18 protein-coding genes are annotated in these 25720 nt (G+C 72.8%); 4 read left to right on the forward strand and 14 right to left on the reverse strand.

Features of this window, described 5'->3' with window-relative positions; genetic code table 11:
- Positions 1-107: 107 nt before the first annotated feature.
- Entirely contained in the window at positions 108-1265 is a 1158-nt protein-coding gene (locus tag ACIQMJ_RS32050; RefSeq protein WP_499764727.1) for an MFS transporter, read from the forward strand.
- 4 nt (positions 1266-1269) lie between these two features.
- On the opposite strand, the gene ACIQMJ_RS32055 is transcribed toward ACIQMJ_RS32050, so the two are convergent.
- Both ACIQMJ_RS32055 and ACIQMJ_RS32060 read right to left on the reverse strand, forming a co-directional pair.
- Positions 1270-2454, reverse strand: coding sequence for an alpha/beta hydrolase family protein (locus tag ACIQMJ_RS32055; protein WP_499764728.1), 1185 nt, complete (start codon positions 2452-2454; stop codon positions 1270-1272).
- Between the two features lie 71 nt (positions 2455-2525).
- Positions 2526-5639 carry an ATP-binding protein gene (locus ACIQMJ_RS32060; RefSeq protein WP_499764729.1) on the reverse strand — a complete coding sequence of 1038 codons (3114 nt, stop codon included), beginning with the start codon at positions 5637-5639 and terminating at the stop codon, positions 2526-2528.
- A 125-nt stretch (positions 5640-5764) separates the two neighbouring features.
- Here ACIQMJ_RS32060 and ACIQMJ_RS32065 point away from each other — a divergent pair, with 125 nt between their 5' ends.
- The gene (locus tag ACIQMJ_RS32065) at positions 5765-6631 is read left to right on the forward strand and encodes an alpha/beta fold hydrolase (RefSeq protein ID WP_499764730.1); all 867 of its coding nucleotides are present in this window, start codon (positions 5765-5767) and stop codon (positions 6629-6631) included.
- A 21-nt stretch (positions 6632-6652) separates the two neighbouring features.
- On the opposite strand, the gene ACIQMJ_RS32070 is transcribed toward ACIQMJ_RS32065, so the two are convergent.
- The 3 genes from ACIQMJ_RS32070 to ACIQMJ_RS32080 form a co-directional block, all read right to left on the reverse strand.
- Positions 6653-7657, reverse strand: a complete 1005-nt coding sequence (locus ACIQMJ_RS32070) for a TerC/Alx family metal homeostasis membrane protein (protein ID WP_499764731.1) — start codon at positions 7655-7657, stop codon at positions 6653-6655.
- 6 nt (positions 7658-7663) lie between these two features.
- Complete coding sequence (locus ACIQMJ_RS32075; protein WP_499764732.1) at positions 7664-7819, reverse strand: hypothetical protein; 156 nt, start codon at positions 7817-7819, stop codon at positions 7664-7666.
- A gap of 150 nt (positions 7820-7969) precedes the next feature.
- Positions 7970-8449: a DoxX family protein gene (locus tag ACIQMJ_RS32080; protein ID WP_499764733.1), complete on the reverse strand. Its 480-nt coding sequence runs from the start codon at positions 8447-8449 to the stop codon at positions 7970-7972.
- Positions 8450-8540: 91 nt separating this feature from the next.
- Here ACIQMJ_RS32080 and ACIQMJ_RS32085 point away from each other — a divergent pair, with 91 nt between their 5' ends.
- Positions 8541-9092 (forward strand): TetR/AcrR family transcriptional regulator, encoded by a 552-nt coding sequence (locus ACIQMJ_RS32085; RefSeq protein ID WP_499764734.1) that lies wholly within the window; start codon positions 8541-8543, stop codon positions 9090-9092.
- Between the two features lie 4 nt (positions 9093-9096).
- Here ACIQMJ_RS32085 and ACIQMJ_RS32090 read toward each other — a convergent pair whose 3' ends face one another.
- Entirely contained in the window at positions 9097-11091 is a 1995-nt protein-coding gene (locus tag ACIQMJ_RS32090; RefSeq protein ID WP_499764735.1) for a GTP-binding protein, read from the reverse strand.
- A 600-nt stretch (positions 11092-11691) separates the two neighbouring features.
- Between ACIQMJ_RS32090 and ACIQMJ_RS32095 the strand changes: the two genes are divergently transcribed.
- Positions 11692-12237 carry a hypothetical protein gene (locus ACIQMJ_RS32095; protein WP_499764736.1) on the forward strand — a complete coding sequence of 182 codons (546 nt, stop codon included), beginning with the start codon at positions 11692-11694 and terminating at the stop codon, positions 12235-12237.
- A 60-nt stretch (positions 12238-12297) separates the two neighbouring features.
- Here the strand turns inward: ACIQMJ_RS32095 and ACIQMJ_RS32100 are convergent, their stop codons facing one another.
- From ACIQMJ_RS32100 to ACIQMJ_RS32135, 8 genes are all read right to left on the reverse strand, one after another.
- Positions 12298-15579: a discoidin domain-containing protein gene (locus ACIQMJ_RS32100; protein WP_499764737.1), complete on the reverse strand. Its 3282-nt coding sequence runs from the start codon at positions 15577-15579 to the stop codon at positions 12298-12300.
- Complete coding sequence (locus ACIQMJ_RS32105) at positions 15558-16982, reverse strand: glycoside hydrolase family 43 protein (RefSeq protein ID WP_499764738.1); 1425 nt, start codon at positions 16980-16982, stop codon at positions 15558-15560. Before ACIQMJ_RS32105 ends, ACIQMJ_RS32100 begins: the two co-directional genes overlap by 22 nt.
- Before the next feature lie 31 nt (positions 16983-17013).
- Positions 17014-19512, reverse strand: coding sequence for a glycoside hydrolase family 127 protein (locus ACIQMJ_RS32110; protein WP_499764739.1), 2499 nt, complete (start codon positions 19510-19512; stop codon positions 17014-17016).
- Positions 19513-19586: 74 nt separating this feature from the next.
- Positions 19587-20459 carry a hypothetical protein gene (locus tag ACIQMJ_RS32115; protein ID WP_499764740.1) on the reverse strand — a complete coding sequence of 291 codons (873 nt, stop codon included), beginning with the start codon at positions 20457-20459 and terminating at the stop codon, positions 19587-19589.
- 64 nt (positions 20460-20523) lie between these two features.
- Positions 20524-21345: a carbohydrate ABC transporter permease gene (locus ACIQMJ_RS32120; protein WP_499764741.1), complete on the reverse strand. Its 822-nt coding sequence runs from the start codon at positions 21343-21345 to the stop codon at positions 20524-20526.
- Complete coding sequence (locus tag ACIQMJ_RS32125) at positions 21342-22205, reverse strand: carbohydrate ABC transporter permease (RefSeq protein ID WP_499764742.1); 864 nt, start codon at positions 22203-22205, stop codon at positions 21342-21344. Before ACIQMJ_RS32125 ends, ACIQMJ_RS32120 begins: the two co-directional genes overlap by 4 nt.
- Positions 22206-22326: 121 nt before the next feature.
- Positions 22327-23595, reverse strand: a complete 1269-nt coding sequence (locus ACIQMJ_RS32130; RefSeq protein WP_499764743.1) for an ABC transporter substrate-binding protein — start codon at positions 23593-23595, stop codon at positions 22327-22329.
- A 32-nt stretch (positions 23596-23627) separates the two neighbouring features.
- Complete coding sequence (locus ACIQMJ_RS32135; RefSeq protein ID WP_499764744.1) at positions 23628-25544, reverse strand: glycoside hydrolase family 127 protein; 1917 nt, start codon at positions 25542-25544, stop codon at positions 23628-23630.
- Positions 25545-25720 lie beyond the last annotated feature (176 nt).

A 25720-nucleotide genomic window follows, 5' to 3' on the forward strand; every position in this document is an offset into this window, starting at 1 on the left:
GGATCGGGAGGTTCCGGGCTTGTGGTGGAAGCGCTTCCACGTATGGGGTCGAGGTCGGTGGTGAGGTCGCGTCACGACGTCACCGGTGACGCGGAGGTGTGAGGCGCATGCGGACGGGGACCATCGGGGTCGCGGTGACGTTCGGGCTCAACGGGGTGGCGGTGGCGTCGTGGTTCGCCCGCGTCCCCGCCGCCAAGGACGCGCTCGGGCTCGACGCGGGCGCACTGGGGCTCCTCCTGCTGGCCATGTCGGCGGGCGCGGTGCTGGCGATGCTCACGGCCGGCGAGGTGACGCACCGGCTCGGTGCTCGCCGAACGGCCTGCGCGGCGACGATGGGCGTGGCCGCGGGACTGGCGGTGGTGGGCACGGCGGTCGGGATCTGGCCGTCGGTCACCGCGACCGCGATCGGCCTGTTCCTCCTCGGCTACGGCTCCGGCACGTGCAACGTCGCGATGAACGTCGAAGCCGCCGCCGTCGAGCGCCTCCTCGGCCGCACGGTCATGCCGCGCTTCCACGCGGTCTGGAGCCTGGGCACGGTGGTGGCGGCCGGGGTGGCGGCGGTGGTGACCGCGGTCCGGTTGCCGGTGGCCGCGCACCTGGCGGGCGTCGCGGTCGTCGCGGTGGGCGGCACGCTCGTCGCCGCGCGCTCGTTCCGCCACGGCACGAGCAGTGCGGCGAAGAGCGGCGTGCTGGCCGCCTGGCGTGAACCGCGGACGCTGCTGATCGGGTTGCTGGTGCTGGTGCTGGCGTTCACCGAGGGGACGGCGAACGACTGGGTCGCGGTGGCGTTCGTGGACGGCTACGGGTTCGGCGCGGCGGCGGGGGCGGTGGTGTTCGGGGTGTTCGTGACGTCGATGACGGCCGGTCGGGTGGTGGGCACGGTCGCGCTCGACCGGTGGGGACGCCTGCCGGTGCTGGTCGGCTCGATGCTGCTGGCCATCGCCGGAACGGCCCTGGCGGTGTTGTCCGGTGAGCCGGTGGTGGCGGTGGGCGGGGTGGCGTTGTGGGGGTTGGGCACGGCGCTCGGCTTCCCGGTCGGCATGAGCGCCGCGGCCGACGAGGAGGAACGCGCGGCCGCGCGGGTCGGTGTCGTCGCGGTCATCGGGTACACCGCGTTCCTGGCCGGGCCGCCCGCGGTCGGTTTCCTCGGTGACCACGTCGGCGTCCTGCGCGCCCTGCTCGTCGTGCCGCTGCTGCTGGTCCCCGCGCTCGCGCTGGTCCCCGCCCTGCGCCCGGTCGGGTCGAGGGCCGGCGGGCGGGGGTGACGGCTCAGCCGAGGAAGCGCACGTCGGGGTGCCGGTCGGACGGTCCGTCGAGCAGGTGCCGCGGCCGGTGGCGCAGGTGCTGGTCGAAGAACGCGGTCAGGTAGGCGCGTTGGGCGGCGGTGCTGCGGGCCGGGTCGACGGTGCCGACGACGGGCGCGGTGACGGCCGGGTCGAGGCCCAGGTGCGGCACGAGCGACTGGTGGTCGGTGAACGACGAGTGCTCGCCTTCGGGCAGGTGCAGTTGCCGGACCCAGGAGCGGTGGTTGGCCAGGAACCGCTGCCACGACAGGTCGGACGCCGCGCTGTGGTCACCTGCGCTCATCAGCAGGAACGGTCGGTCGAGCCCTTCGTCGGCGACGCGGCCGAAGTCGCCGGTGGACTGGTTGTAGGCCATGCTGCCGTCGAGGTTCGCGCCCGCGTCGATCCGCCGGTCGGCCAGCATGGCCTCGCCGGTGGTGAAGCCGCCCGCCGAGTGCCCGACCATGCCGACCCGGGACAGGTCGAGCGACCGCGCGAGGCCCGGGGGCAGGTCGCGGCGGGCCGCGTCCGGGTTGCCGCCCGCGGCCAGGACTTCCAGTTGGTCGAGGACGAAACCGGTGTCCTGCGCGCGGGTCGCCATCATCCGCTTGGAGACGTCGGTGGTGATCGGCGGGATGGCGCGCGGTGCGACCCGGCCGTCGGGGAACTGCACGGCGAGCGGTTCGTGGGTGTGGTCGATCGCGACGACGACGTACCCCTTGCTCGCCAACTGCTCCATGAGGCCGGTGCCGAGGGCTCGGGGGTTGCCGCGGCCGGGTGAGTAGAGCACGACGGGCCGTCGGCCGGGGACGGCGGGCGCGTCGGGGACGGAGTGGGTGGGGAAGCCGTAGTCCAGGTCGGCCGGGTCGAGGCGCAGGGCGCGGGCGTCGCTCGCGGCGACCGCTTCGGCGACGGCGGGCGGCATGAACGGTGCTTCGTCGGCCGGGCTCGGCTTGGCCGGGTACCGGATGGTGACCATCAGCTGCCGGGCGGTGTCGGGTCGCCAGGGGTCGGGGCGGGTGTGGTCGACCAGGTGCAGGTCGGTGGTGCCGACGCGGTGCGGGCCGGTGGGTGCGGGGAGTTCGAACGTCACGGCGGCCGACGCGGGGACGGCGGCGGCGAGGGTCGCGCCGGCGATCAGGGCCGGCACGAGGAAGCGTTGTCCAGTCACGGCGCGAACCTACGGCCGGGCGCGTGCGGGCGGGATCGGGGTGATCACCCACCGGCACCCTGGGATGACCACTAGGTGAAGTCCCACCCGGTCCACTGTGGAGCGTCGAGGAGAGCGGACAGTTCCTGGGCCTGGCGGTGGTGTTCGGCCGCTTGTTCGGGACGGCCGAGCGCGGCGGCGAGGAGGCCCAGGTGGTGTGCGGTGGGACCGAACGCGACCAGGCCGCTGCCCGCGCCGGCCAGTTCCCCGGCCGCCGGGAGCAGTGCGGTGTAGAGGCGTTGCGCGGTCGGCAGGTCGCCGGCTTCGACGGCGATCGCGGCGTGCAGGCACGTGCGGGCTTCGAACAGCAGGTCGTGCGGCGAGTCGGGGATGTCCGCCGCGAGGGCTTCGGCGCGCTTCCCCTGGGAGAGCAGGACGATCGGGCGCGCCCACGGCTCGTACGGGCCGTAGTCGACGTCCGGCGCGTCGCCGAGGCTCATCAGGGCCAGTGGCAGGATGCCGCGTTCCACGCCCGGCATCCCGGCGCCGGTGAGCCGGGACGCGGCGGCGCGGTAGGCGGCGCGGGCTTCGTCCCGCCGTCCGGTCACGGCCAGGCGCAGGGCCCGGTACCAGGTGGTGAACACGCCGACCAGCGGCAGGTCGTGGCGTTCGGCGAGGGCTTCGGCCGCGGCGGCGTGGTGGTCGGCGGTGGTCAGGTCGGCGAGCGCGGCGCGGGCCTGGCCGAGGATCAGGTGGGCGAGCACCTCGAACGGCACCAGGCCGTGCCGGGTGGCGAGGTCGAGCAGTTCCGCGCCGATGCGGGCCCGCTCGGGTGCCAGGCCGGCCCGGTCGCACGTGTGCAGGAACCGGCCGTTGAGCGCCAGTGCCAGCAACGACGGGTCGTCCAGCTCGCGGGCGATGGCCTCGGCTTCCCGTGCCGCGGCACGGCCGCGTGGCCCGGTGTCGGCCCGGCGTTCCATGGCGATGGTGATCAGCAGGCGTGCGCGTTCGGCTTCGTGGCCGGGCGGGAGGGCGTCGAGCGCGCGTTCGGCGGCGGCGGCGAGGCGGGCGGACAGGGCTTCGTCGTCGTTGGTGGTCCAGAGGGCGGGCACGTCGAAGGCGCCGACCGTGCGGGCGGTCAGCACCGGGTCGCCGCCCGCCCCGGTGACCGCTTCCGCGCGGTGCCGGCGCGCTTGTTCCAGCTCGCCGGTCACGGCCAGTGCCCGGACCAGGCCGGCCACGGCTTCCGGGTCGTGGGGTGACCGTGCCGCGGTTTCCCGCCACATCGCGGCGGCCTGGTGCGGTGCGAAGCGGCGTTCGGCCCGTTCGGCGGCGGCACGGGTGTAGCGGGCGGTGCGGTCGGGGGCGGCCCGGGTGCCGGCGCGCAGGAGGTGGTGCGCGACGGCTTCCACGTCGTCGGGCCGCAGCCGTTCGATCACGTCGGCGGCCGTCGCGTGCCACCGGGCTCGGCGGGCGTGCGGGATGTCGTCGTACAGGGTCTCGTGGACGAGCGCGTGCGCGAACCGCAGCCGTTCGGCGTCCGGTTCGACCAGGAAACCGGCGAGCAGCGCTGAATCCACCGAGTCCAGCACCGCGTCCTCGTCGCCGGCCAGCGGGATCAGCACGTCCAGGTCGACGTCCCGGCCGAGCACCGACGCCTGGCGCAGGTGGGTCCGCGCGGTCGTGGTGAGCCGGTCGAGGCGGTGGCGCAGGACGTCGCGGACGCCCGCGGGCACGGTGCGCAGGGCCGGGTCGGTCTCCCACAGGCGGGTCAGCTCGCGGACGAAGAACGGGTTGCCGCAGCTGCGGGCGTGGATCGCGCGGACGTCGGCGTCGGTCGGCGTGCGGTCGGTGGTGGCCTCGACCAGGTCCCGCACCTGCGGTTCGGTCAGGCCGCCCAGGTAGACGCGGGTCGGCTCGGTGCGGGCGGCGCGGCCCAGCGCGGCGGTCAGGGCGGCGGGGATCTCGGTGGAGCGGTAGGTGGCGACGATCAGGAGGTGTCCGGCGTCGTGGCCGGCGGCCAGGGCCGTCACCAGGGCGAGCGTGTCCTCGTCGGCCCAGTGGACGTCGTCGAGGACGAGCAGGACGGGGTGCGGGATCCGGGCCAGGTGCGCGCCGAGCGCGCGGTGCCACCGGAACCGGTCGTCGAGCGGAGCCGGGGGCGGGTGGCCCGCGGCGGCGAGGGTGTCGGCGATCCGCGTCCACGGCCAGGCGGCGGGGGCGTCTTCGGCGCAGTCGCCCCAGGCGGTCGTCCAGCCCGCGGCGGCGAGCCGTCCGGTGAGCTCGTGGGCCAGCGCGGTCTTGCCCGCTCCGGCGGTGCCGGAGATCAACGCGAGGCGACGACCCGTCCGGGCCGCTTCCTCCAGCTCGGCCAGTTCGTCGGCGCGGCCGATGAACTGGGTGGTGGACCGGACCGGTGGCGGCGGCTGCTGGTGCCGGTGCTGCGGGACGAGGGTCGGCGAGTGGGTGAGGATGTCGGCTTCGAGCTGCCGCAAAGCGTGACCGGGGTCGACGCCGAGCTCCGCGCGCAGCACCTCGCGGGACTGGCGCAGCACGGCCAGCGCCTCGCCCTGGCGGCCGGTGCGGTAGAGGGCCAGGGCGAGCAGGCGGCGGCCGTCCTCGCGCAACGGGTGCGCGGCGACGTGCGCCCGCAGGTCCGGCACCGCGGCCGCCGCGTCGCCCAGCGCCAACGCCGCCTCGGCCCGCCGTTCGACGGCCAGCAGCCGCACCTCGTCCAGCCGGGCGGCCTCGCCGTGCGCCCACGGCCGGTCGGCGAACTCGACGTAGGCCGGGCCGCGCCACAGTTCGAGCGCTTCGTCCAGCAGCGCTCTCGCGTCCCCGGCGCGATCGGCGGCCAGCAGCCGGGCCGACTCGGCGACCGCGGCCTCGAACCGCCGGGCGTCGACGTCCTCCGCCCGCAGCGCGTACCCCGGGGGCACGGTCACCAGCAGCCGCGAGGGCGTGCGGGGCGGGCGGTCCGGTTCGAGGGCCTTGCGCAGCGCGCCCACGAACGTCTGGACCGCGCCGACGGCCCCGTCGGGCGCGTCACCGTCCCAGAGGTCGTCCACGAGCCGGGTGACCGGAACCACGCGTCCACCGGCGACCAGCAGCCGGGCCAGCACGGCCCGGTGCCGCGGACCCTTGAGGTCGGTAGGCCCGCGTTCGTTCACGGCCTCGACCGGGCCCAGCACCCTGAAGCTCACCATCGCCGACAACGTATCCGACCTGGTCCGGGGCCACCTCGCGGGCGGTGAGCGGTTGCTGATCGAACGCTGATCGGGGTGGCCGAGGGTGGGTCACGCAACGCCGCCGACACCCCCCGGAGCAGGACATGATCACCTCGTTCACGCAGCAGCGCGTCACCGTCGCCGACGGTGTGGCGCTCAACGTCGCCGTGGGCGGCTCGGGCAGCCCCGTGGTGCTGCTGCACGGCTTCCCGCAGACGCACCTGATGTGGCGGCACGTCGCCGCCGACCTGGCCGCCGACCACACCGTCATCTGCCCCGACCTGCGCGGGTACGGCGACAGCGACAAGCCGGCCGACGACGGCCGGACCTACGCCAAGCGCACGATGGCCGCCGACGTCGTCGCCCTGGCCCGCGCGCTCGGGCACGACCGGTTCGCGCTGGCGGGGCACGACCGGGGCGCGCTGGTGGCGATCCGCGCCGGGCTGGACCACCCGGACGCGGTCACCCACCTGGCGTCGCTGGACGTGCTGCCGACGCTGGACATGTGGGACGTGATGCACGGCGTCACCGCGGCCGTCGGCTTCCACCTGTACCTGATGGCCCAGGCGCCCGGCCTGCCGGAGGCGATGATCGGGGCTTCGGCGGACGCGTTCTTCGGCCACTTCCTCGACGTGTGGACCAACGACCCGGCGTCCATCCCGGCCGACGTGCGCGCGGCGTACCTGAAGGCGTCGCGCGAGGCCGTGCCGTCGATCGTCGCGGACTACCGGGCGTCCGCGACGGTGGACGTGGCGGACGACCTGGCCGACCGCGACGCGGGGAACCGGCTGCGCATGCCGGTGACCGTGCTCCAGCAGGACTGGGGCTCGGCGCTGGGCTTCGACGCCGCCGCCCGGTGGCGGGCGTGGGCGCCGGACCTGGAGCACCGGACCGTGTCGTGCGGCCACTTCATGGCCGAGGAGGCGCCCGGCGAGGTCGTGCAGGCCCTGCGCGCCCTCCTCGCCCGCTGATCCCCGTGCGCGTCCACGCGGTCAGGGGTGGTCGCGGGCCTCGGCGCGGCGGCGGGCGCGGAGGGAGCCGGGGCGGGCCTTCACGGAGGGGTCGCGGCGGGTCTTGGCGAGGCTGGCGACCGTGACGACGGCCAGCACGACCGCGATGACGGCGAGGCTCACCAGCGTCGGGACCTCCGGCACGCGGGGGTCCAGGGACTCGTGCGCCCAGTGCAGGATCAGCTTGACCCCGATGAACGCCAGGATCAGCGCCAGGCCCGTCGACAAGTACACCAGCCGGTCCAGCAGCCCCTTGACCAGGAAGAACAGCGCTCGCAGCCCGAGCAGCGCGAACGCGTTGGCGGCGAACACGACGTAGGGCTCGGACGTGATGCCGAAGACCGCCGGGATCGAGTCCAGGGCGAACAGCACGTCGATGCTGCCGATCGCGAGCAGCACCACGAACAGCGGTGTGGCGACCCGCCGACCGTCGGACCGGGTGAACAGCTTCCCGTCGTCGTAGTCGTCGGCGATCGGCAGCACCCGCCGCGCGGTCTTGACCACGACGTTGTCCTCGACGTCCGGGTCCTCGTCGCGGTGCCGGTACAGCTGCACGGCCGTGTAGAGCAGCAGCAGCCCGAACACCAGGAACACGAACGAGAACAGCGCCAGCAGCGTCGCGCCCACCGCGATGAACACCCCGCGCAGCGCCAGCGCCAGCGCGATGCCGAACGTCAGCACCTTGTGCTGGTGCGCCTCCGGCACGGCGAACGTGGACATGATGATCACGAACACGAACAGGTTGTCGACCGACAGGCTCTTCTCCACCAGGTAGCCGACGAAGTACTCGACGCCCGCCTGGCTGCCGTGCGACAGCGTGAACCACACGCCGAACAGCAGGGCGATCAGCACGTAGCCCACCGACCACGCGGTCGCCTCGCCGATCTTCACGCGGTGCGGGCGCACCCCGGCCAGCACCAGGTCCACCACCAGCAGCACGACGACCAGGCCGATGGTGAGCGCCCAGGTGAGCCCGCCGATGCCCACGACGGATCAGCGGCCGGCCGTCGGCGGCGTCGGCGGCGGCAGCGGCCTGGGCGGCACCGGGTCGGGGCCGGGCGGTTGCGGCCGGCGCGGGACGGGATCCGGCGCCGACGGGTCCGGCGGGTCCGGCGGGTCCGGTTCGTGGTCCCCGAGCTGCGCGTTCACGCGGGTCCCTCCTCGTCGCGTCACGACACCTACCGTGGGTTACCCCGCGCGCGGAGGGCGTAACGCCGCGCGCGGCACGGCGGGGACGGCGTGGCGGCAACGTGTCGACGCGGTCGGTGACGGCGCGCGGTCGCTCCTCCGCTGACGCGGTCAGCCCACCGCGTCCACCGCTGCCCGCGAGGACCGGGCTCGCGCGAAGTGCACCACGATCGTCACCGTGGCCGCGAGGAACACGACCTGCATGATCGTGCGCGGCAGCAACGCGTCGCCGAACGAGGGTGAGATGCCCTGTTCGGCGGCGTAGACGTTGGCCGGGAACATGCCGATCAGCATCGCGGTGAGCCCGGCCGCCGCCCACGGCGCGGTCCGACGCCACAGCACGCCCGCCGCGCCCGCGAGTTCGAGCAGGCCGGTCACCGTGACCACCAGCCCGGGTGCCGGGACGGCGGGCGGCACCATCGCGATCAGCTCCTCCCGCATGCCGACGAAGTGCGCCGTCCCGGTCGCCACGAACATCGCCGCGACCCCGCACTGGAGGGCGAACGGCCACGCCGGGAGGCGGGTGACGCCGGCGGCGCGCAGGCCCGCCAACGCGAGGGTGACGAGGACGAGGATCACGAGCGGCGCCACGGGCACTCCTTCGACAACATGAACTTGACAGTGAAAAGATGCACTCCGACCCGCGAACTTGTCAATGACTAGATCGCGGTACGCTGCCGCGGTGACCCCCCGACGCCCCTACCACCACGGCGATCTCCGCCGCGCCGTCCTGGACGCGGCCGTGGACGCGATCACCGAGCACGGACCGGCCGGTGTCGGCCTGCGCGACCTGGCCCGACGGGTCGGCGTGTCGCACGCCGGGCCGGTGCACCACTTCAAGGACAAGGCCGGCGTGCTCACCGCGCTCGCCGCCGAGGGCTTCGACCTGCTGGCCGACGCGCTGGACGCGACCGTGGCGACGGGCGGCGACATCGTCGAGCTCGGCGCCGCCTACGTGCGCTTCGCGGTCGACCACCGGGCCCACTTCGAGGTGATGTTCCGGCCCGACCTCCTCCACGACGACGACCCGGCGCTGGTCCGGGCGCGGGACCGGGCTTGGGCGGCGCTGGCGGGCGGCGTCGCCGACCGGCCCGACCCCGAGCTGACCTCGGTCGCCGCCTGGTCGCTCGTGCACGGCTTCGCGACGCTGTGGAACACCGGCGCGCTGTCCCACGCCGACCGCGACCCGGAGGCGATGGTGCGGGCGTTCGCGGGCTCGATGTTCCCCACCTAGCCGGTCACGGGACGGCCAGGTTCCGGTTCGACAGGAACCGCAGGTACTCGTCGTGGTCCAGCGGGTTGCCGTCCGTCCTCGGCCGGGTCGGCGCCGGTCCCCGCACGCGGCGGGCCGGGCCCGGTTCGTGCCAGACGCTCCCCTCGCCGCGGGTCAGGCCGGGCAGGGCGGCGGCCAGGTCGTGCAGCGAGCGGGCGGGGATGTCGCCGGGCACCAGCCACCCCGGACCGGACTCCACCGCGGGCCGCAGGTCGGCGCCCAGCGAGACCAGCAGACCGGTCACCGCGCTCAGCGCGTCGTCCGGCACCTCCACCTCGACCCGGTACCCCGGTTCGTGCACGGCGCTGCCCGCGTCGCGCAACGCCCGCAGCAGCACCACGGGCGTGAGGTGGCGGAAGTCGGCGGCGACGGTGTTCGGCGCCTGGTAGCCGACCCGCGTGATGGTCACCGCGCAGTCGGTCACCTCCCACCCGTGCAGGCCCTGCTGGAGCGTCGTCGCCACCGCCTCCTCGATGGCGCGGTGGTAGGCCCTGGGCAGCAGCCCCAACTGCGCTTCCCGGGTGACCTCGTTCCCGGTGCCCGGCGGCAACGGCTCGACGCGCACGCCGACGGTCTGCCAGAAGTCGTTCGGCCCGCGCGGGCGGAACTCGTGCACGGCCTCGCCACGCCCCACCGGCCGCTCGAAGTACACCGGCCTGGCCTGCTCGAACACCGCCGCGACGCCGAACTCGCGGGACAACCGCTCGGCGATCACCTCCCGCTGCACGGCCCCGTAGAGCAGCACGGACGTCGCACCGCCACCGGCCGCCCGGGTCCGGATCAACGGGTCCTCGTCGGCCAGCCGGGTGAGCGCGGCGTGCAGCTCGACCTCGCGGCCCGGCTCCGCCGGCCGGACGACGGACTCCAGGATCGGCGGCGAGAAGCGCACCCCCGGCCCGTCGTCGTCCGCGCCCAACCGGTCGCCCACGCGCACCTGCGGCAGACCGCGCACCCGGCCGATGTCCCCGGCGGTCAACGGGCCGGAACCCCGACCGACGACCTCCAGCCCGGCCACGCGCCCCCGGTACTCCTCCACCGCGCCCGAAGCCCCGCGCCGCCGGAACGCCAACCGCTGCCGACCGCGCACCGCGCCGGAGAACATCCGCAGGTAGGCGACCTTCTCGCCCTGGCCGGTGCGCTCGACCGCGAAGACCGTGCCGCGCGGCTCGTCCGACACCACCGGGCGTGGCGCGAGGAACCTCCGCACCCCGTCGGTCAGCTCGGCCGTCCCCGCGCCCGACATCGCCGAGCCGAAGTACACCGGGTGCACCAGGCCGCGGCACGTCTGGTCGCGCAACGGCCCGGCGACGTCGTCGGGCACCTCGCCGTCGACCACCCGGGCCAGCAGCGAGAGGTCGTGCTCGGCCACCACCTCCGCCACCTCCGCCGCGAACGACCGGTCGGCGAACGACCGGGCCACCACCCCCGCCTCCCGGGTGCCGAGCCGGTCGACCCGCGCCATCGGCACGACGGCGGGCGTGAGCCTGCGGCGGATCTCGGCCAGCAGGTCGTCGTACCGCGCGCCGACGCGGTCGACCTTGTTGACGAAGACGAGCGTGGGCAGCCGCAGCCGCCGCAACGACCTCATCAGCACTGTCGTCTGCGCCTGCACGCCCTCGACCGCCGAGAGCACCAGCACCGCGCCGTCGAGCACGGACAGGGCGCGTTCCACCTCGGCGATGAAGTCCGGGTGCCCCGGCGTGTCCACCAGGTTCACCTGGAGGTCGCCGACGGTGAACCACGCGACGGCGGAGCGGATCGTGATGCCGCGGCGGCGTTCCAGCTCGCCGCTGTCGGTCTGCGTGTCACCGCCGTCGACGCTGCCCAGCCGCGGGATCGTCCCGTGCTCGAACAGCAGCCGCTCGGTGAGGCTGGTCTTACCGGCGTCGACGTGCGCGAGCACGCCCAGGTTGAGGGTTCGGGTGGTGATGGCGGTCCTCGCGGGTGTGGGAAGGGGCACCGGAACGGAAGACACCGTCGACTCGCCGCATCCCACTCCTCCTCAAAGGCTCGATCACCCGTCGTCGGACACCGTAGAGCGGACACCCGGATCGCGCCGGCCGATTTCCCGCCGCACCGGGAGTGGCCGGACGGACAGGTCGGCGCACCGAAGCACGGCCGTAGTGCTGCCCGTGCGTCGGCGCGCCGACCGGTTCCCGCTCCCCGACGGGCGTGAACCGCTTCCCCGTTCCCCCTGTTTCCCCCGACTTCCCCCCTGATCCCCCGTCCCCCGCATCCCCCCGGCCAGGCCCCTCTCCGACCCCCGTCGGACCTCTCCTGACCTGCACCAATGATGGTCCCGGCGACCTCGCCGGACAACGTCGCTTCCCGGCCGCTCCCCGACGGCTTGGTTGCCGGGAACCGGCAAGGAAGGATTCGGACAATCCCGACACGGGCCGGTCGGCCATACCATGATCGACGTAGTCGGAAAATCTCCCACTTGGCTGCTGTGCGGTAAGTTGCCGGCCCCTAGGCTGCTGTCCGACGACCCCTGCAACACCCCTGCGCCGACCCGGTCCCCCAGGGCGACGAGGGGTGTCCGTCGAAAGGACAGTCCCCCATGCGTACCGGTCGATTCCGCGCCGCCGTCGTGGCCGCCGCCACGGCACTGCTCACCATCACCGGCGCGACCGCGGCCTCCGCCGCACCTGCCCAGCCCGCCGAGGACACCGTCTTCGCCCCCGCCGCCGACACCCCGGTCACCGCGCTGGTCACGAAGCTGACCCACTCGCAGGCCGCGTCCCGCTTCCGCACCGCGGGCATCACCTGGTCGTCCAGCGGCGGGTGCAGCGACCGCTACAACTCCACCTGCACGTCGTTCGAGCAGATCAACCTGACCACGGTCCAGGGCGCCGAGACCCTCAAGCGGGCCACCGGCTGCGCCCTCAACATCACCGGCGGCACCGAGACCGGCCACGCCAGCGGCACCTACAGCCACTGGAACGGCTACAAGCTCGACTACAGCCTCTCCACCTGCCTCGGCAACTACATCCGCGGCACCTTCACCTACATCGGCGGCAACAAGTGGCAGTCCGGCTCGGGGAACGTCTACTACCTCGAGAGCAACCACTGGGACGTCACTTACTACAACTGCGGCGGCTGCTGACACCGTCGCGCGCGAACGGGGGACCGGCCCGCACGGCCGGTCCCCGTTCGGCGTTCCGCCTCACCCGAACGCCTTGACCTCCAACAAGCCGACCGACCCCGCGCCGCTCTGCAGCACCACCCGCAACCGGGTCGTGCTCACCGGCGTGAACGTCACCTCCTGGTAGGCGTCCGGCGCGACCGGGTAGCCGCTCGCACCCGGCACGTCGACGTAGGCCGAGCCGTTCCAGTGCTGGAGCTTCCACGACGCCGGCACGCGCACTCCCCCGTCGTCGTCGAAGAAGTACACCCGCGCCGACCGCACCGACTGCGCCGACGCCCACGTCAGCTCGGCCCACTGCTCACCGGTGTTCGGCCAGGTGCCCCACCGCGGGTTCACCGCGTCGTCGGACGACGGCGGGTCGATGCCGTCGTTGATCGCAGCCACCGACTCCCACGGCGAGGTGTAGGACGCCGACGGCGTGGCGCTCGCGGCCAGGTTCGCCGGCGGCGGCTCGCCACCGCCACCCCGGCTGTGCACCTTCACCTCGGTCAACCCGGTCTTGAACCCGGACGCGTGCGTCACCTGCACCCGCAACCGCTGCGTGGACACCGGCGTGAACCGGACCCGGTTGTAGTTGGCCTTCGGCGTGGTCGGCGTCTTGGACTGCGCCGCCGCGTTCACCCAGGACGAGCCGTTCCAGTACTGGATCGCGTACGACGACGGCGCGCGGTAGCGGTTGCCCGCCCGGTCGTCGCGGAAGTACAGCCGCGCCTCGTCCACCGTGCGCTGCTGCCGGAAGTCGATCTCGTACCAGTCCGAGGCGTTGGGCGACCCCGAGGTGCCCCAGAGCGGCTCGTTGATCGGGAACCCGTCGACCGCCGCGCCGACCGACGTGCCGGACGCGGTGTAGGACGCGGTGACGGCCGCGCCCTGCGCCAGGTTCGGCGCGGTCGAGGTGAGGTCCACGCCCGCCTTGGCGAACATGTCCACCATCCGCGCGCTGCCGTGCGCCACGTTCTGCGGCGCCTGCAACCCGCTCACGGCCGCGCTGTAGGTCACCGTGCCCGCGCCGGACGGGAACGTGACCTCGCCGTTGGCCGGGTTGTAGAGCACGCGGGTGAGCCGGTCGACGGTGAAGGCGCGGGTGCCGTTCAAGTAGACCGAGTACCCCTGCGGCACGCCGTTGTAGCGGGTGACGCCGTCGGCCGGGTCGTCCCACACCACGCTGAGGTCCATGTTGCGGTAGCGCAGGTTGTTCACCGCGAAGTGCGACCAGCCGATGGCGATCGGCGACAGCTCCACGCGGGTGTCGGTGCGCGGCCGCAGCCCGGCGACGTCCTCGATCACGGTCCAGTTGCTGCTGCCGAGGATGTTGTGGTGGATCCACGAGCGGTAGTCGATGGTCTTCGAGCCCGCGTTCCAGTTCGCCCAGAACTCGTTGGCGTCGGGCCACTGCGTGTTGCCGCCGATGTACTGCGCCCAGGCGTTCCAGTAGAGCAGCTTCTTGTAGTCCTCGGCGGTCATCCACTGGTTCGGGTAGTTGCGCAGCACCGACGAGTACAGCCGGAACTGCACGGTCGAGTTGATCGTGGAGAAGTTGTTCGACCCGGGGTGACCCGCCTGCGCGGCCTCGGCCTTGTCACGCTGGTTGGCCGTGTAGAACGGGAACACCGGGTACTCGGCCGGGTCCGCGAACAGCCGCAGCGCCTGCTTGTACTGGTCGGTGCTCGGCATCAGGCCGACCGAGAACGGGTAGTAGTTGTTGATCTCCTTCCACGGCACGTGCGTGTTCGTGGCCACGTGCTTGTGCTCCAGCAGCTGCCGGGACGGGTTCCACAGGGTGTTCACCACGCCGGTGCGGATGCGGTCGGCAAGCGTTTGCATCTCGTTCGCCTTGGCCGTGTCACCGATCACCGCGTACGCCTGCTGCGCGGCCATCGCACCGCTCCACACGTACGCCGTCTCCGCCCGGTCGAGGTTGCCCGCGCGCCAGTCGAACGACACCGCGTCGGCGTCGTTGCCGGTCATCGCGCCCCAGTCGTACTCGATCACGCCGTTGTTGTTGGTGTCGAACGTCGCCAGTTGGCCCTTGACGTCACCTTCGGCGTACTTGGCCAGGTTCCCCGCGACGGCGGGCTGGCCGCCGTGGATCTGGTAGCTGCGCCACGCCGCCTCGGAGATGTACTGGGTGTAGGAGTTCGACCAGTTCTCCGGGTCGCCCGGGTTGTCCATGAACCGGCCGCCCTTGGACGACTGGCCGACCGACAGCCACGGCCCGTAGGAGTACACCGGGTCGCGCAGGTACTTCAGGTCGTCGATGTGCATCGGCTGGGTCAGCGCGATCGCGTTGTTGTAGCCGGTGACGCCCTCGATCGAGACCGGGAACTGGAAGTCCTGGCCCGGGATGTCCACGTCCAGGTGGTTGAAGCGCATCAGCCACCACCGGTAGTAGACGTTCTTCTTGATCGCCGGGTCGGGCACGTCGATGTAGGGGATGTTGTCGGCCCACCACCGGTTGTAGTCGCGCACGTGGGTGGCGAACGCGACCGACGGCGAGTGGCCGCGGTAGGCGTTGTACTCGGTCAGCGACTCGGGGATCTCGTCGGTGACGAAGCCCATCACGACCTTGGTGGTGGCCGACTGGCCCGCGCCCAGCGTGAGCGACCGGGTCAGCGCGCCGCTCGCCGCGGTGAACCCGTCGCCGGACAGCCTCGGCCGGATGGTGGTCAGGTTGTTCTTCACCTGCCGCGACCCGGTCAGCTCCGCGCCGCTGACCGCGGTCGCGTACGGGGACGTGACGCGCAGCGGCAGGGTCGCCGACGCCGAGCCGGTGTTGGTGACGGTCAGGTTGGTGACGGCGACGTTGTTGTGCGTGATGAACTTCGCCACCTCGACCCGCACGCCCGCGCCGGTGTAGACGCCCTTCCAGTGGCTCGGCGCCTGCCGGCGGCTCGACACCTGCTCGGTCAACGCCCCCGAGCCCACGGTGACGGCGTACGCGTTCTGGCTGCTGATGTTGTCCCAGTACGCGGCGTTGCCGCCGAAGCCGACGACCGCCGGGTCGTGGGTGTACATGAACAGCCCGCGACCCCGGGTCATCAGCCACGGCCCGGCGGGGTCGTTGCCCGGACGCGCGAGCAGGCGGTCCACCCAGAAGTCCGTGCCGCCGCTCTCCGCGTCGTAGATGGCGCGCATGGTGCTGCCGGTGCTGTAGCCGACCGGCGGCGCGGGCACCGAAGGGCCGTTGAACGTCGGGTAACCGATCGTCTGCGCGGCCGAAGCGCTCGGCACGGGCACGAGCAGCGCGGCGAGCACCACCGCGGCCGCCAACCGCCGGGTCACGCCTGGAAGGCTTGCCATTCCAACACCCCCGTGGAGAAGTCGGGCTTCGAGGTGATCGACAACCGCAGCCGCGTGGTGCTCACGGCGGTGAACGTGGTGGTGTTGAACGCGTTCCCGGCGACGCCGCACGCCGACTGGCCGGGCACGTCGACGTACGCGCTGCCGTTCCAGTACTGCACCACGCACGACGCGGGCAGGTCGATGCCCTGGTCGTCGTCGAACCAGTACGTGGCCACGCGGTCGACCGACTTGGCCGTCGGCCACTGGTACTCGACCCACTGCGTGCCGCGCTCGGGCCAGTTGCCGTAGGCGAGGTTCGAGCGGTCCGCGGAGTTCGCGGGCGTGCCGCCGTTGTTCAGCGCCGCCAACGACTCCCACGCCGAGACGTGCGAGGTGGACGCGGTCGCCGACGGGGCGAGGTTCGTGCCGCTGCCGCCGCCGGGGTTGGGCGGCGGGCCGGTCGTGGTCTGGGTGACCTTGCGCATCGTGCCGTCGGCGTTGAAGTGCAGCAGGTCCACCGCCACGGACCGGCGGAAGTTGCCGCCGCCGGGCGCGTCGGCGTTGTGGTAGACGATGTACCACTGGCCGTTGAACTCCACCACGCCCGCGTGGTTGGTGGTCGAGGAGACCCGGTCGAGCACGACGCCGCGGTGCGTCCACGGCCCCAGCGGGCTGGTGGCGGTGGCGTAGCGCTGGCAGGCGTAGTTCGAGTCCGTCACGCAGCCGTTGGTGTCGTTGGCCGCGTACATCAGGTAGTACAGGCCGTTGCGCTTGAACATCCAGGGCGCTTCCCAGAAGTTCGCCAAGCCCTGCGGCGTGACCACCGGGCCGTCCAGCTCGATCATGTTCGGCTTGAGCTTCGCCGCCCGCGCGCCCCAGTAGCCACCCCAGTACAGGTAGGACCGGCCGTCGTCGTCGGTGAACACCGTCGGGTCGATGTTCAACCCCGACGAGTTGGGCGTGCTGTCGCTGACCAGCGGCCCGCCCTTGGCGTCGCGGAACGGGCCGAGCGGGCTGTCGCCGACCGCGACGCCGATGTCCATCCAGCCCGCGCCGTTGCCGTTGACCGAGGTGTACCAGTAGTACTTGCCGTTGCGCGGCTCCACCTCGCTCGCCCACGCGTCCGCGCCCGCCCACGCGAACGTGCCGATGTTCGCCTTCGCGCCGTGGTCGGTCCACGTGGCGGCGTCCGTCGAGGACAGCACCCGCCACTCGCGCATGACGAAGTTGTTCGTGCCCGCGGGCGCTTCGTCACGGCCCGCGTAGATGTACATGGTGTTGCCGACGACCAGGGGCGCGGGGTCGGCGGTGTAGTAGCTCGTCACGATCGGGTTGGCCGCGAACGCGGCCGGGCTGACGGCGGCGGAGGCGGCGAGCGCGACCGCCGCGCCCAGCCTCACCGCCCGATGTCGGGTGCGCATGGGTGAGTCCTCAGGGTGGGGGATGTGGGGGCTAGCGGCCGGTCGCGTGCAGGTCGGCCACTTCGGCGGCGGTGAGGGCGCGGCCGTGGACGCGGAAGCCGTCCACGGCGCCGTCCAGGTAGGGGTCGCCCGCGTACTGCGAGCGCCCGATCCAGTTCTGCGTGGTGCTGCCGAGCGCGGACGGCCGCACGGTCAGCGCCGTGTTGCGGGCCGCCTCCACCCCGTTGACGTAGAGCACGCCGAGGTTGCCGGCCTGCGTCACCGCGACGTGCGTCCACACGCCCGCGGGCAGCGGCGACGCGGTGTCGAGGCGCTGCTCGGCACCCGCCCCGCCGGTCGTGATGGCGAACCGGACCCCGCCCGCGGAGCTGCGCGGGGTCAGGAACAGGTAGGTGGTGGTGCCCGCGCCGAAGTCGAACACCCGCGCCCACGTGGTCACCGAGCCCAGCCACACCCACGTGGCCACGCTGAACGCCGTGGCGCCCGCCAGCAGGCCGGACGGCAGCAGCACGTGCTCGCCCGAGCCGCCGAGGTCGACCGCCGAGCCGGTGCGCCCCGTGGTCCACCGCGCGCCGCCCGCGAGCGTCGCGGTCCGGCCGTTGCCGGTGGCGTCCGCCGCGACCGAGCCCGCGGCCTCGTCGAACGGGTAGTGCGCGATGAACGGCGGCGGCGCGGGCGTGTCGCCGACCTTCCAGTAGACCGTGTAGCGCTGCCCGTGCGCCTGGTAGAACGGCAGCAGCGTCACCTGGCCCGTGCTCGCCGTCGCCGTGTACCGCAACGGGGTCGTCGTCGCCTTCAGGGTCGCGGGCTGGAGCGTCGGCATCGACGTCAGGTCCGTCGTGCCGTACCCGCCCGCCAGCACGATCGGGCCGTGCTTGACCGCCTGCACGGTCGGGTCGTCCGGCGCGGCCTCCCGGGTCAGCGCCATCGGCAGGCCGAGGTCCACCACGTCACCGCTGCTCCACGTCCGGTCCAGGCGCGCGTACGTGCCCGGCACCGCCGCCACGTCCTGCACCACGCCGTTCAGCCTGAGTTGCGCGCCCGCCGCCCAGGACGGGATGCGCACGCGCAGGTCGATCGGCCCGGACCCGGTGACGGTCAGCCGGGTGGCGGCCGACTCGGGGAACCCGGTGTCCTGCCGCACGGTGATCCCCCGGCCCGGCCAGGTGAGCACCGAGGCGATGAACAGGTTCACGTACAGGGTGGTGCCGGAGTGGAAGTAGATGCTGTCGCCGTGCTTGGTGTTGGTCTCCATCCCGGTGCCGTGGCAGCAGGTGAAGTCGTGGTAGTCGTTGCTGTAGCTGCGCCGGCCGCCGGGCCGCAGCGGCACGTAGTAGCTGTGGTGCCCGTGCGCCGACGACGGGTTCTGCCCGCCGAGCAGGTGGTTGTAGAGCGCCTTCTCGTGGAAGTCGAAGTAGTGCGCCCGCGGGTCGGTGCGGAACAGCTGGCGGGTCAGCTTAAGCATGTTGTAGCTGTTGCAGCACTCGCAGGTGTGGTCCGACAGCTCCGACGCGATGCGGCCCGGCGCCTTGAAGTACTCGCCGTTCGAGTTGCCGCCGATCGCGTAGGTGTGCGAGCCGACCACGATGTGCCAGAAGTTGGTCGCGATGTCGCGGTACCGGGTCAGGCCGGTGGCGTGGTACTCGCGGATCGCGCCGAGCGCCTTCGGGATCTGCGTGTTGGCGTGGTAGCCGTTGAGCGCGTCGGTGTTGGCGGCCAGCGGGTCGAAGACCTCCGCGTGGTCGAAGTACTGGGCGGCGGTGAGGTGCGCCGGATCGCCGGTGACCTGGTACAGGTTGGTCAGCACCTCGTTCATGCCGCCGAACTCGGTCTTCAGCATGGCCTGCCGCTGGGCCAGGGTCAGCCGGCCGTTGCGCCAGGACACCCACGCCGCCATGCGGGTCAGCACGGTCAACGCCTGGGCGTTGCCCGTGAGCAGGTGCGCGTCCAGCAACCCCGCCATGATCTTGTGCAGCGTGTAGTAGGGCGCCCAGACCTGCTGGCGGGCCTCCACCCGGTCGATGAAGCTCTCCGGGAACGCGGACAGGTAGCCGGTGTTGAACCCGGCCGCCCCGGCCCGGTCCTGGCAGGCGGCGAGCTGCGCGACCAGGTAGTCGCCCTTCGCCCGGAACGCGGTGTCGCCGGTGCTCGCGAACGCCTGGGCGAGCGCGGACAGCACGTGGCCGGTGGAGTGGCCGCGCAGCTCGGTGGTGGGCGACTCCCACCCGCCGCACGCGGCGGCCGACGACGGCAGGCCGACGTTGAGCCGGAACGTGTGCAGCAACCGGTCCGCGTCGAGGAACTCCAGGTAGGCGTGCGTGCGCGAGGTGTTGGACTGGAACGGTCCGGCCAGCAGCGTCACCGCGCCGAGCGGGAACGCGTGCGCCGAGACGCCCGTGTCCGCTCTCGCGGTGACGCTCACCGGGTCGGCGGTGGCGGCGCCGGCGGTCAGCGCGGGCAGTGCGGTGGCCGAGGCGACGACCGCGCCCGCGCGCAGCACCGCACGACGGCTGGGGGTGGGCAGGGACATGCGCGTCACCTTCCGTGGCAGGGGGCACCGGCCCCACCGCCGACGGCGCGGCCGGCGGTGGGGCCGGTGGTCGATCAGCGGCCGTAGCGGCTCTTCAGGTGCCGCCACCAGTCGCGGAACATCCAGGCGTCGAACTCCGTGATCGTGGAGGCGCTGCCCGCCTTCATGAGGAAGCCGCCCACACCGGACGGCGTCCAGTCGTAGAAGTCGTCCAGGCCGAACGTGTGGCCGATCTCGTGCAGCAGGATGTGCACGTTGGGTGAACCGAGGTTGTTGACGAAGTACTCGCTGCCGATGCGCTGACCCCAGTCACCGCCCGCGCCGCCGCCCATGCCGGCGGTCAGCCACAGCGACTGGTCGTAGTGCCGGGCCACGCCGCCGGGGCAGTTGCGGTACTGGCCGTCCCGGACGAAGAACCGGCCGCAAGGCTCGGCGCACTGCGGCGCGTTCTCCCGGATGTTGTTGACGTAGATGTCGACCGAGTTGTCCGTCCACTGCAACGTGCTGCGGTCGCGCACCGCCCAGCCGACGACCTTGATCGGGACCTGCGCGTAGGGCCAGTTGTTGTGGCCCACCACGAGGTCCGTCCACTTCGCGTACTGCTCGGCGAGCTTGGCGTGGATGCGGTCCCGCAGCGACGCGCTCACCGGCGCCGACGAGTCCCACCGCACGCAGAAGTTCAGGTAGCCGCCGTTGACGAAGACCTGGTCCCAGCCGTAGTTGCGGAACCCGTACAGGTCGCCGTAGGTGCTCTCCTGGTGCGACCACACCTGGTTGAGCGGGGTGACCAGGTTGGACGGCGGGCTCCAGGTCGCCGGGTTCGCGGCGGCCGCCACGTCCCGCGCCTGCCCCTCCTGGGCCTGCCCGCCCTGGGCCGGGCCGGCCTGGGCGACACCCGCGCCGCTCAACGCCAGCGCGAGCGCCACCCCGCCGATCAGCGTTCTCATCCATGGTCGTGACACGACGATCTTCCTTCCGATTGCCGGACGAAGCAGCGTCGGACCCGCGGGTTCAGCCCTTGACGGCCCCTGAGGTGAACCCGCGGACGTAGCTGCGTTGCATGGCGGCGAAGAGCACGAGGCAGGGCACTGCCATGAACACCACCCCCGCTTCCAGCGCGGCGTAGTCGATCGACCCGTGGCTCGCGGTGCGCAGGTTGACCACGGCGAGGGTGGTGGTGAACTTGTCGGTCGAGTTGAGCAGGATCAGCGGCGCGAAGAACTCGCTCCACGAGGTCAGGAACGCGAACAGGCCCACGGTGACCAGGCCCGGCCGCACGGCGGGCAGCATGATCCGCAGCAGGGTGCCGACGCTGGTGCAGCCGTCGACCCGGGCCGACTCCTCCAGCTCGATCGGCACCGCCTCGAACGAGTTGCGCATCATGAACACCGAGAACGGCAGCTGGAACGTGATGAGCACCAGGCTCAGCCCCACCAGCGAGTCCTCCAGCCCGAGCCAACCCAGCAGCACGTACAGGGCGATGAGGATCGTCGCGTACGGCACCATCAGGATCGCCAGCGTGAGCAGGAACAGCACGTCGCGGCCCGGGAACCGGAACCGGCCGAACGCGTAACCGCCCAGCGTGGCGATGACCAGCGTGCCGGCCACCGTGAGCCCGCTGACGACCACGCTGTTGAGCACGTGCTCCAGCCGCACGCCGTTGTCCGAGGTGAACAGCCGGTCGTAGTTCTCCAACCCGAACCCGGTGTCCGTGCGCACGGACGCGAACCCGGCCCACACCAGCGGGAACAGGAACAGGATCGCCAACGCCGTGCCGGTGACCCAGTAGCCCCACCGGCCGCTCGGCCCGTCCTTGACCGACGGCGGCTTCACGACGACCTCCGGCGCAGCACGCGGAACTGGATGGCGTTGAAGACCAGCAGCACCACCAGCAGCACCACCGAGATGCCCGCCGCCGAGCCGAGGTCGAGCCGGATGAACGCCTCCCGGTAGATCACCATCACCAGCGAGGTGGTGCTGTTGTCCGGCCCGCCGCGGGTGAGGATCCAGAACTGGTCGAACGCCAGCAGCGACCCGGTCGTCATCAGGGTGAGCACCAGCGCGATCGTCGGCCGCATCAACGGCACCGTGATGCGCCGGAACGTCTGCCACCGGGTCGCGCCGTCCACCCGCGCGGCCTCGTAGACGTCCGGCGGGATCGCGTGCAGCCCGGTCAGCAGGATCAGCATGGTGAACCCGGCGAACCGCCACAGCACCAGCAGCACCGCGGACCCCAGCGCGGATTCCGGGCTGCCGCTGGTCCACGACACGTGCCCGTCGACCAGGCCGAGCCACGACAGCACGTCGGTCACCGGCCCGATCTCGTCGCTGAGCAGGCCCAGGAACAGCAGGGACGCGCTGGCGAACCCGACCGCCATCGGCAGGAAGAACGCGGTGCGGAAGAACCCGACGCCCGGACGCCGGTGCTGCACCAGCAGCGCGAGCCCGAACGCCACCACGAACAGCAGCGCCGTGATGATTACCGTGTACTTGACCGTGAACCAGGCCGCCGAGCGCAGCAGCTCGTCCTCGGCGATGCCGCTGTAGTTGGCCGGGGCGTTGAACTTCGCCTTGCCCAGCAACGGCCAGCGGTGCAGCGACATCCACGCCACGAGCCCGAGCGGCACCAGAAAGAACAGGCCCACCATCACGGCCGTCGGCGCGGCGTACGCGGCCCCGACGAGCGCGCGCAACCGCCGTCCGCCGCGTGCCGCCGGTGACCCGCGGCGTGGCGGGTCCGTCCGCGTGGCCGGTGCTGACGTCGTTCTCGGGGTTGACGTCGTGGTCGTGGACATCCGAGCCTCCGGTGGCTGCTCAGCCCTGCTGGAGCGACTTGGTGATGGCGGTGTTGCCGTCGGCCAGCGCCCGGCCCGCGTCACCGAACAACGCGCCGCGCACGGTTTGCAGCCACGGGCTCTGCGGGTCGTTGAACGAGACGTTGAAGTTGCGGGCGTACGGCGTGCGACCCTTGGCCACCAGACCGTTGACCAGCACCGTGCGCGGGTCGGCCGACGAGTACTTGTTGTCCGCCAGGTCCGTGCGGGTCGGCACGCCCTTGTTCTTCGCGATGACCTCGACCTGCGCCTCGTCCGACGTGGTCCAGGACAGGAAGTCCCACGCCTGCTCGGCCTTCTCCGTGGTCGCGCCGACGCCGAGCGCGTCACCGCCGACGAACGTGGACTCGCCGCCGGTCAGGCCGCTGATCGGGGCCACGCCCAGCTCCAGCCCCTCCCGCTCCAGCGCGTCCAGCCACACCGACGGCGCGGGCGCGATGCCGACGTTGCCGCTCTGCAACGCGCCCAGCCAGGTCGGGCCGGCTTCGTCCTTCGACGCGGGCGCGGCCACGCCCTCCTCGTACAGGGCCCGGTAGAGGGCGAACACGTCGGCCATCTCCGGCGAGTCGACCCGCGCCTCCTCGCCCTCCGGGTCGAGCACGTCGCCGTTCGCGGCCCACACCGACGGCCACAGCGTGAACTCGACGCAGCCGCCGCAGTTGCCGCCGAAGTACGTGCCGTTGACGTCACCGCCGAGCCGGTCGACCGCGCGGGCGTGGTCGGCGAACTCGCGCAGCGTGCGCGGCGGCCGTTCCGGGTCCAGGCCCGCCTTGGCGTACAGGTCCTTGTTGTAGAGCAGCACAGACAGGTCGATCGTGTGCGGCAACGCGAAGTTCGCGCCTTCCCACGTGCCCGCCCGGAGGTGCGACGGCGCGAGCCGGTCCTTCACCGGCAACGCGGCCAGCCGGTCCGTGACGTCGGCCCACAGCCCCTGGGAGGCGTACTGGGGCGCGAACACCACGTCGGCCGCGAACAGGTCCGGCAGCGACTTCGCGCCCGCCGCCGACGCGAGCTTGGCCGGGTACTCCTCGTTCGGGTAGGCGGTCACCTCCACCTTGTTGCGGTGGGTGGCGTTGTAGGCGTCGGCGTAGGCTTTGGACACCGACTCGGTCGCGGCACGGGTCCACAGCGTCAGCACCGCGCCGTCGTCCGCGCCGGCGGCGCCCTCCGGCTCCTGTCCGCCGCAGGCCGCCAGCACCAGCACACCCGCCGCCAGGGCGGAGGCAACGCGAAGCCCTCTGGTTCTCACCGGTCTCTCCTTTGAGCACGGTCGGGGTGGGGTCAGGCGGTCGGTAGCCAGACCCGCATGGTCGACGGGCCGCCGCGGGCCCAGCGGTGGTACGGCACGAGGGTCAGCGCGGTGGCCTCCCCGGTGGCGGCGGTGGCCTCCTCCGGCGGCCCGTAGGGCCAGCCGTCCGGACCGGGCGCGGCGAACCGGGCGCGGACCTCCACGCCCGCGTCCCCGTCGACCGGCGGCACGGCCCGGTCCACGCGCACCGAGTCGAGGTCGGCGCCGTCCGCGGACTCGGCGCAGTACACCAGCGGCCCGCGTTCGACGGCCACGCAGCCGCGCGTGGCGTCGATCCTCGAGTCCGGCGCGGTGAACCGGGGCCGCACGGGCAGCTCCAGCCGGATCTCCTCACCGACCGCGAACGTCCGGTACACCACGATGTCGCCCACCGGCACCGTGCGGCGCCCGTGGGTGGTGACCAGTTCCGCGCCCGCCGCCCACTGCGGCACGCGCAGCGTGATCGACCACGGCTGGTCGTCGGTGCGGGTCACCCGCACGGTCACGCCGCCCTGGTCGGGCAGGCCGCTGCGCACCTGCAACCCCACCTCGCGGCCGTCGGCCAGGCGGGTGGAGACCTCGGAGTCGACGTACTGGTGCACGCGCAGGCCGGTGTCGTCGGCCGTGACGAGGTAGCACGAGAGGCCGGCCAGCAGGCGGGCCGAGTTGGCCAGGCAGCACGACACCTCGAACCACGGCGCGCGCGGACCGCCGCCGAACCCGAGCTGCTCCTCGTCGGTGGGCAGCGCGGCGGTGGGTGTGCGCTGGTGCAGGGTGTGCGCGTAGAAGAACGACCGGCCGTCGTCGCCGATCGCGGTCGCCACGACGTTGTAGAGGATGCGCTCGATCACCTCGTCGTAGCGCCCGTCACCGGTGGCCAGCAGCAGCCGCCAGGCCAGCATGATCGCGGCCACCCCGGCGCACGTCTCGGAGTACGCGCGGTCGGCGGGCAGCACGAAGTCGTCGCCGAACGCCTCGTCGGCGTGCCGGGAACCCATGCCGCCGGTGAGGTACGTGCGCCGCGCCCACGTGCGGTCGAACTGCGCCGCGACGGTCCGCAGCAGCTCGTCGTCCCCGGTCTCCACGGCGACGTCCACCGCGCCGGCGGCCAGGTAGAGGGCGCGGACCGCGTGCCCGTGCAGCACGGCGGACTCCCGCACCGGCGTGTCGTCGCTGAAGTACGACCAGCCGAAGTGGTGGCGCGGCAGCGTGCGGTGGCCGCGCCGCGCCACGAACAGGGCGGCCTGGTCCAGGTAGCGCTGCTCCCCCGTCAGGCGGGCCAGCTCCACCAGGCCCAGCTCGATCTCCGGGTGGCCGCACACGCCGGGCGTGCCGTCCGGCCCGAACGCCTCGCACACGTGGTCGGCGGCACGGCGGGCCACCGCCAGCAGCGGGTCCGCGTCACCGCCGCCCGTGCGGGCGCGGGCGACCGCGGCTTGCAGCAGGTGACCGGTGCAGTAGAGCTCGTGACCCCACAGCATGTCGCTGTACCGGTCCGGTTGGCCCGCGCGGCCGAACGCGGTGTGCAGGTAGCCGTCCGGGGCCTGCGCCGCGGCGATCGCGGCCGTCAGCTCCGCGATCTGCGCCTCCAGCTCCTCGGGCGCACCCACGCCGCGGCCGACCTCCCAGGACATGGCCTCCAGCAGCTTGTAGACCTCCGAGTCGGTGAACTCCCGGCCGCGGCGCGAGGCCGAGGCCGCGTCCGGCGCGGTGAAGGTGCCCGTCCAGCCCAGCCGGTCCATCCACGACCGGGCGTGCGGGATGGTGCCGGTGGCGTTGACGTCCTGGCGGGTCCGCCAGAAACCGCCGGTGATGCGCACCTCGTCCTGCCCGAGCGGGCGCAGCCTGCCCCGCGACGGGACGACGGGACGACCCCCGACGGCAGTGGTGTCCGGCGACGTCACTGTCATCCCAACCTCCCGCGGTCCGCTTGCCTCGTCCAGCACTGTGGCAGTCGAAAACGTTTTCGGCAATCGCCCTCGTGACCCCTCGACCATAGGGTGATTACGGTCGTGACGAGGACCTACAATCGATTCGGCGTTCGACAAACTTTTCGAAAGGCTTTCGGTGGGCAGACGGCGGTCCG

The sequence above is a fragment of the Actinosynnema sp. NPDC091369 genome (assembly GCF_044757065.1).
Classification (GTDB): domain Bacteria; phylum Actinomycetota; class Actinomycetes; order Mycobacteriales; family Pseudonocardiaceae; genus Actinosynnema.

What these genes read in the sequence shown, in the direction of transcription:
- ACIQMJ_RS32050 (WP_499764727.1), top strand. Translation starts at nt 108, where the DNA reads ATGCGGACGGGGACCATCGGGGTCGCGGTGACGTTCGGGCTCAACGGG.
- ACIQMJ_RS32060 (WP_499764729.1), bottom strand. Translation starts at nt 5,639, where the DNA reads ATGGTGAGCTTCAGGGTGCTGGGCCCGGTCGAGGCCGTGAACGAACGC.
- ACIQMJ_RS32065 (WP_499764730.1), top strand. Translation starts at nt 5,765, where the DNA reads ATGATCACCTCGTTCACGCAGCAGCGCGTCACCGTCGCCGACGGTGTG.
- ACIQMJ_RS32095 (WP_499764736.1), top strand. Translation starts at nt 11,692, where the DNA reads ATGCGTACCGGTCGATTCCGCGCCGCCGTCGTGGCCGCCGCCACGGCA.
- ACIQMJ_RS32100 (WP_499764737.1), bottom strand. Translation starts at nt 15,579, where the DNA reads ATGGCAAGCCTTCCAGGCGTGACCCGGCGGTTGGCGGCCGCGGTGGTG.
- ACIQMJ_RS32105 (WP_499764738.1), bottom strand. Translation starts at nt 16,982, where the DNA reads ATGCGCACCCGACATCGGGCGGTGAGGCTGGGCGCGGCGGTCGCGCTC.
- ACIQMJ_RS32110 (WP_499764739.1), bottom strand. Translation starts at nt 19,512, where the DNA reads ATGTCCCTGCCCACCCCCAGCCGTCGTGCGGTGCTGCGCGCGGGCGCG.
- ACIQMJ_RS32115 (WP_499764740.1), bottom strand. Translation starts at nt 20,459, where the DNA reads ATGAGAACGCTGATCGGCGGGGTGGCGCTCGCGCTGGCGTTGAGCGGC.
- ACIQMJ_RS32135 (WP_499764744.1), bottom strand. Translation starts at nt 25,544, where the DNA reads ATGACAGTGACGTCGCCGGACACCACTGCCGTCGGGGGTCGTCCCGTC.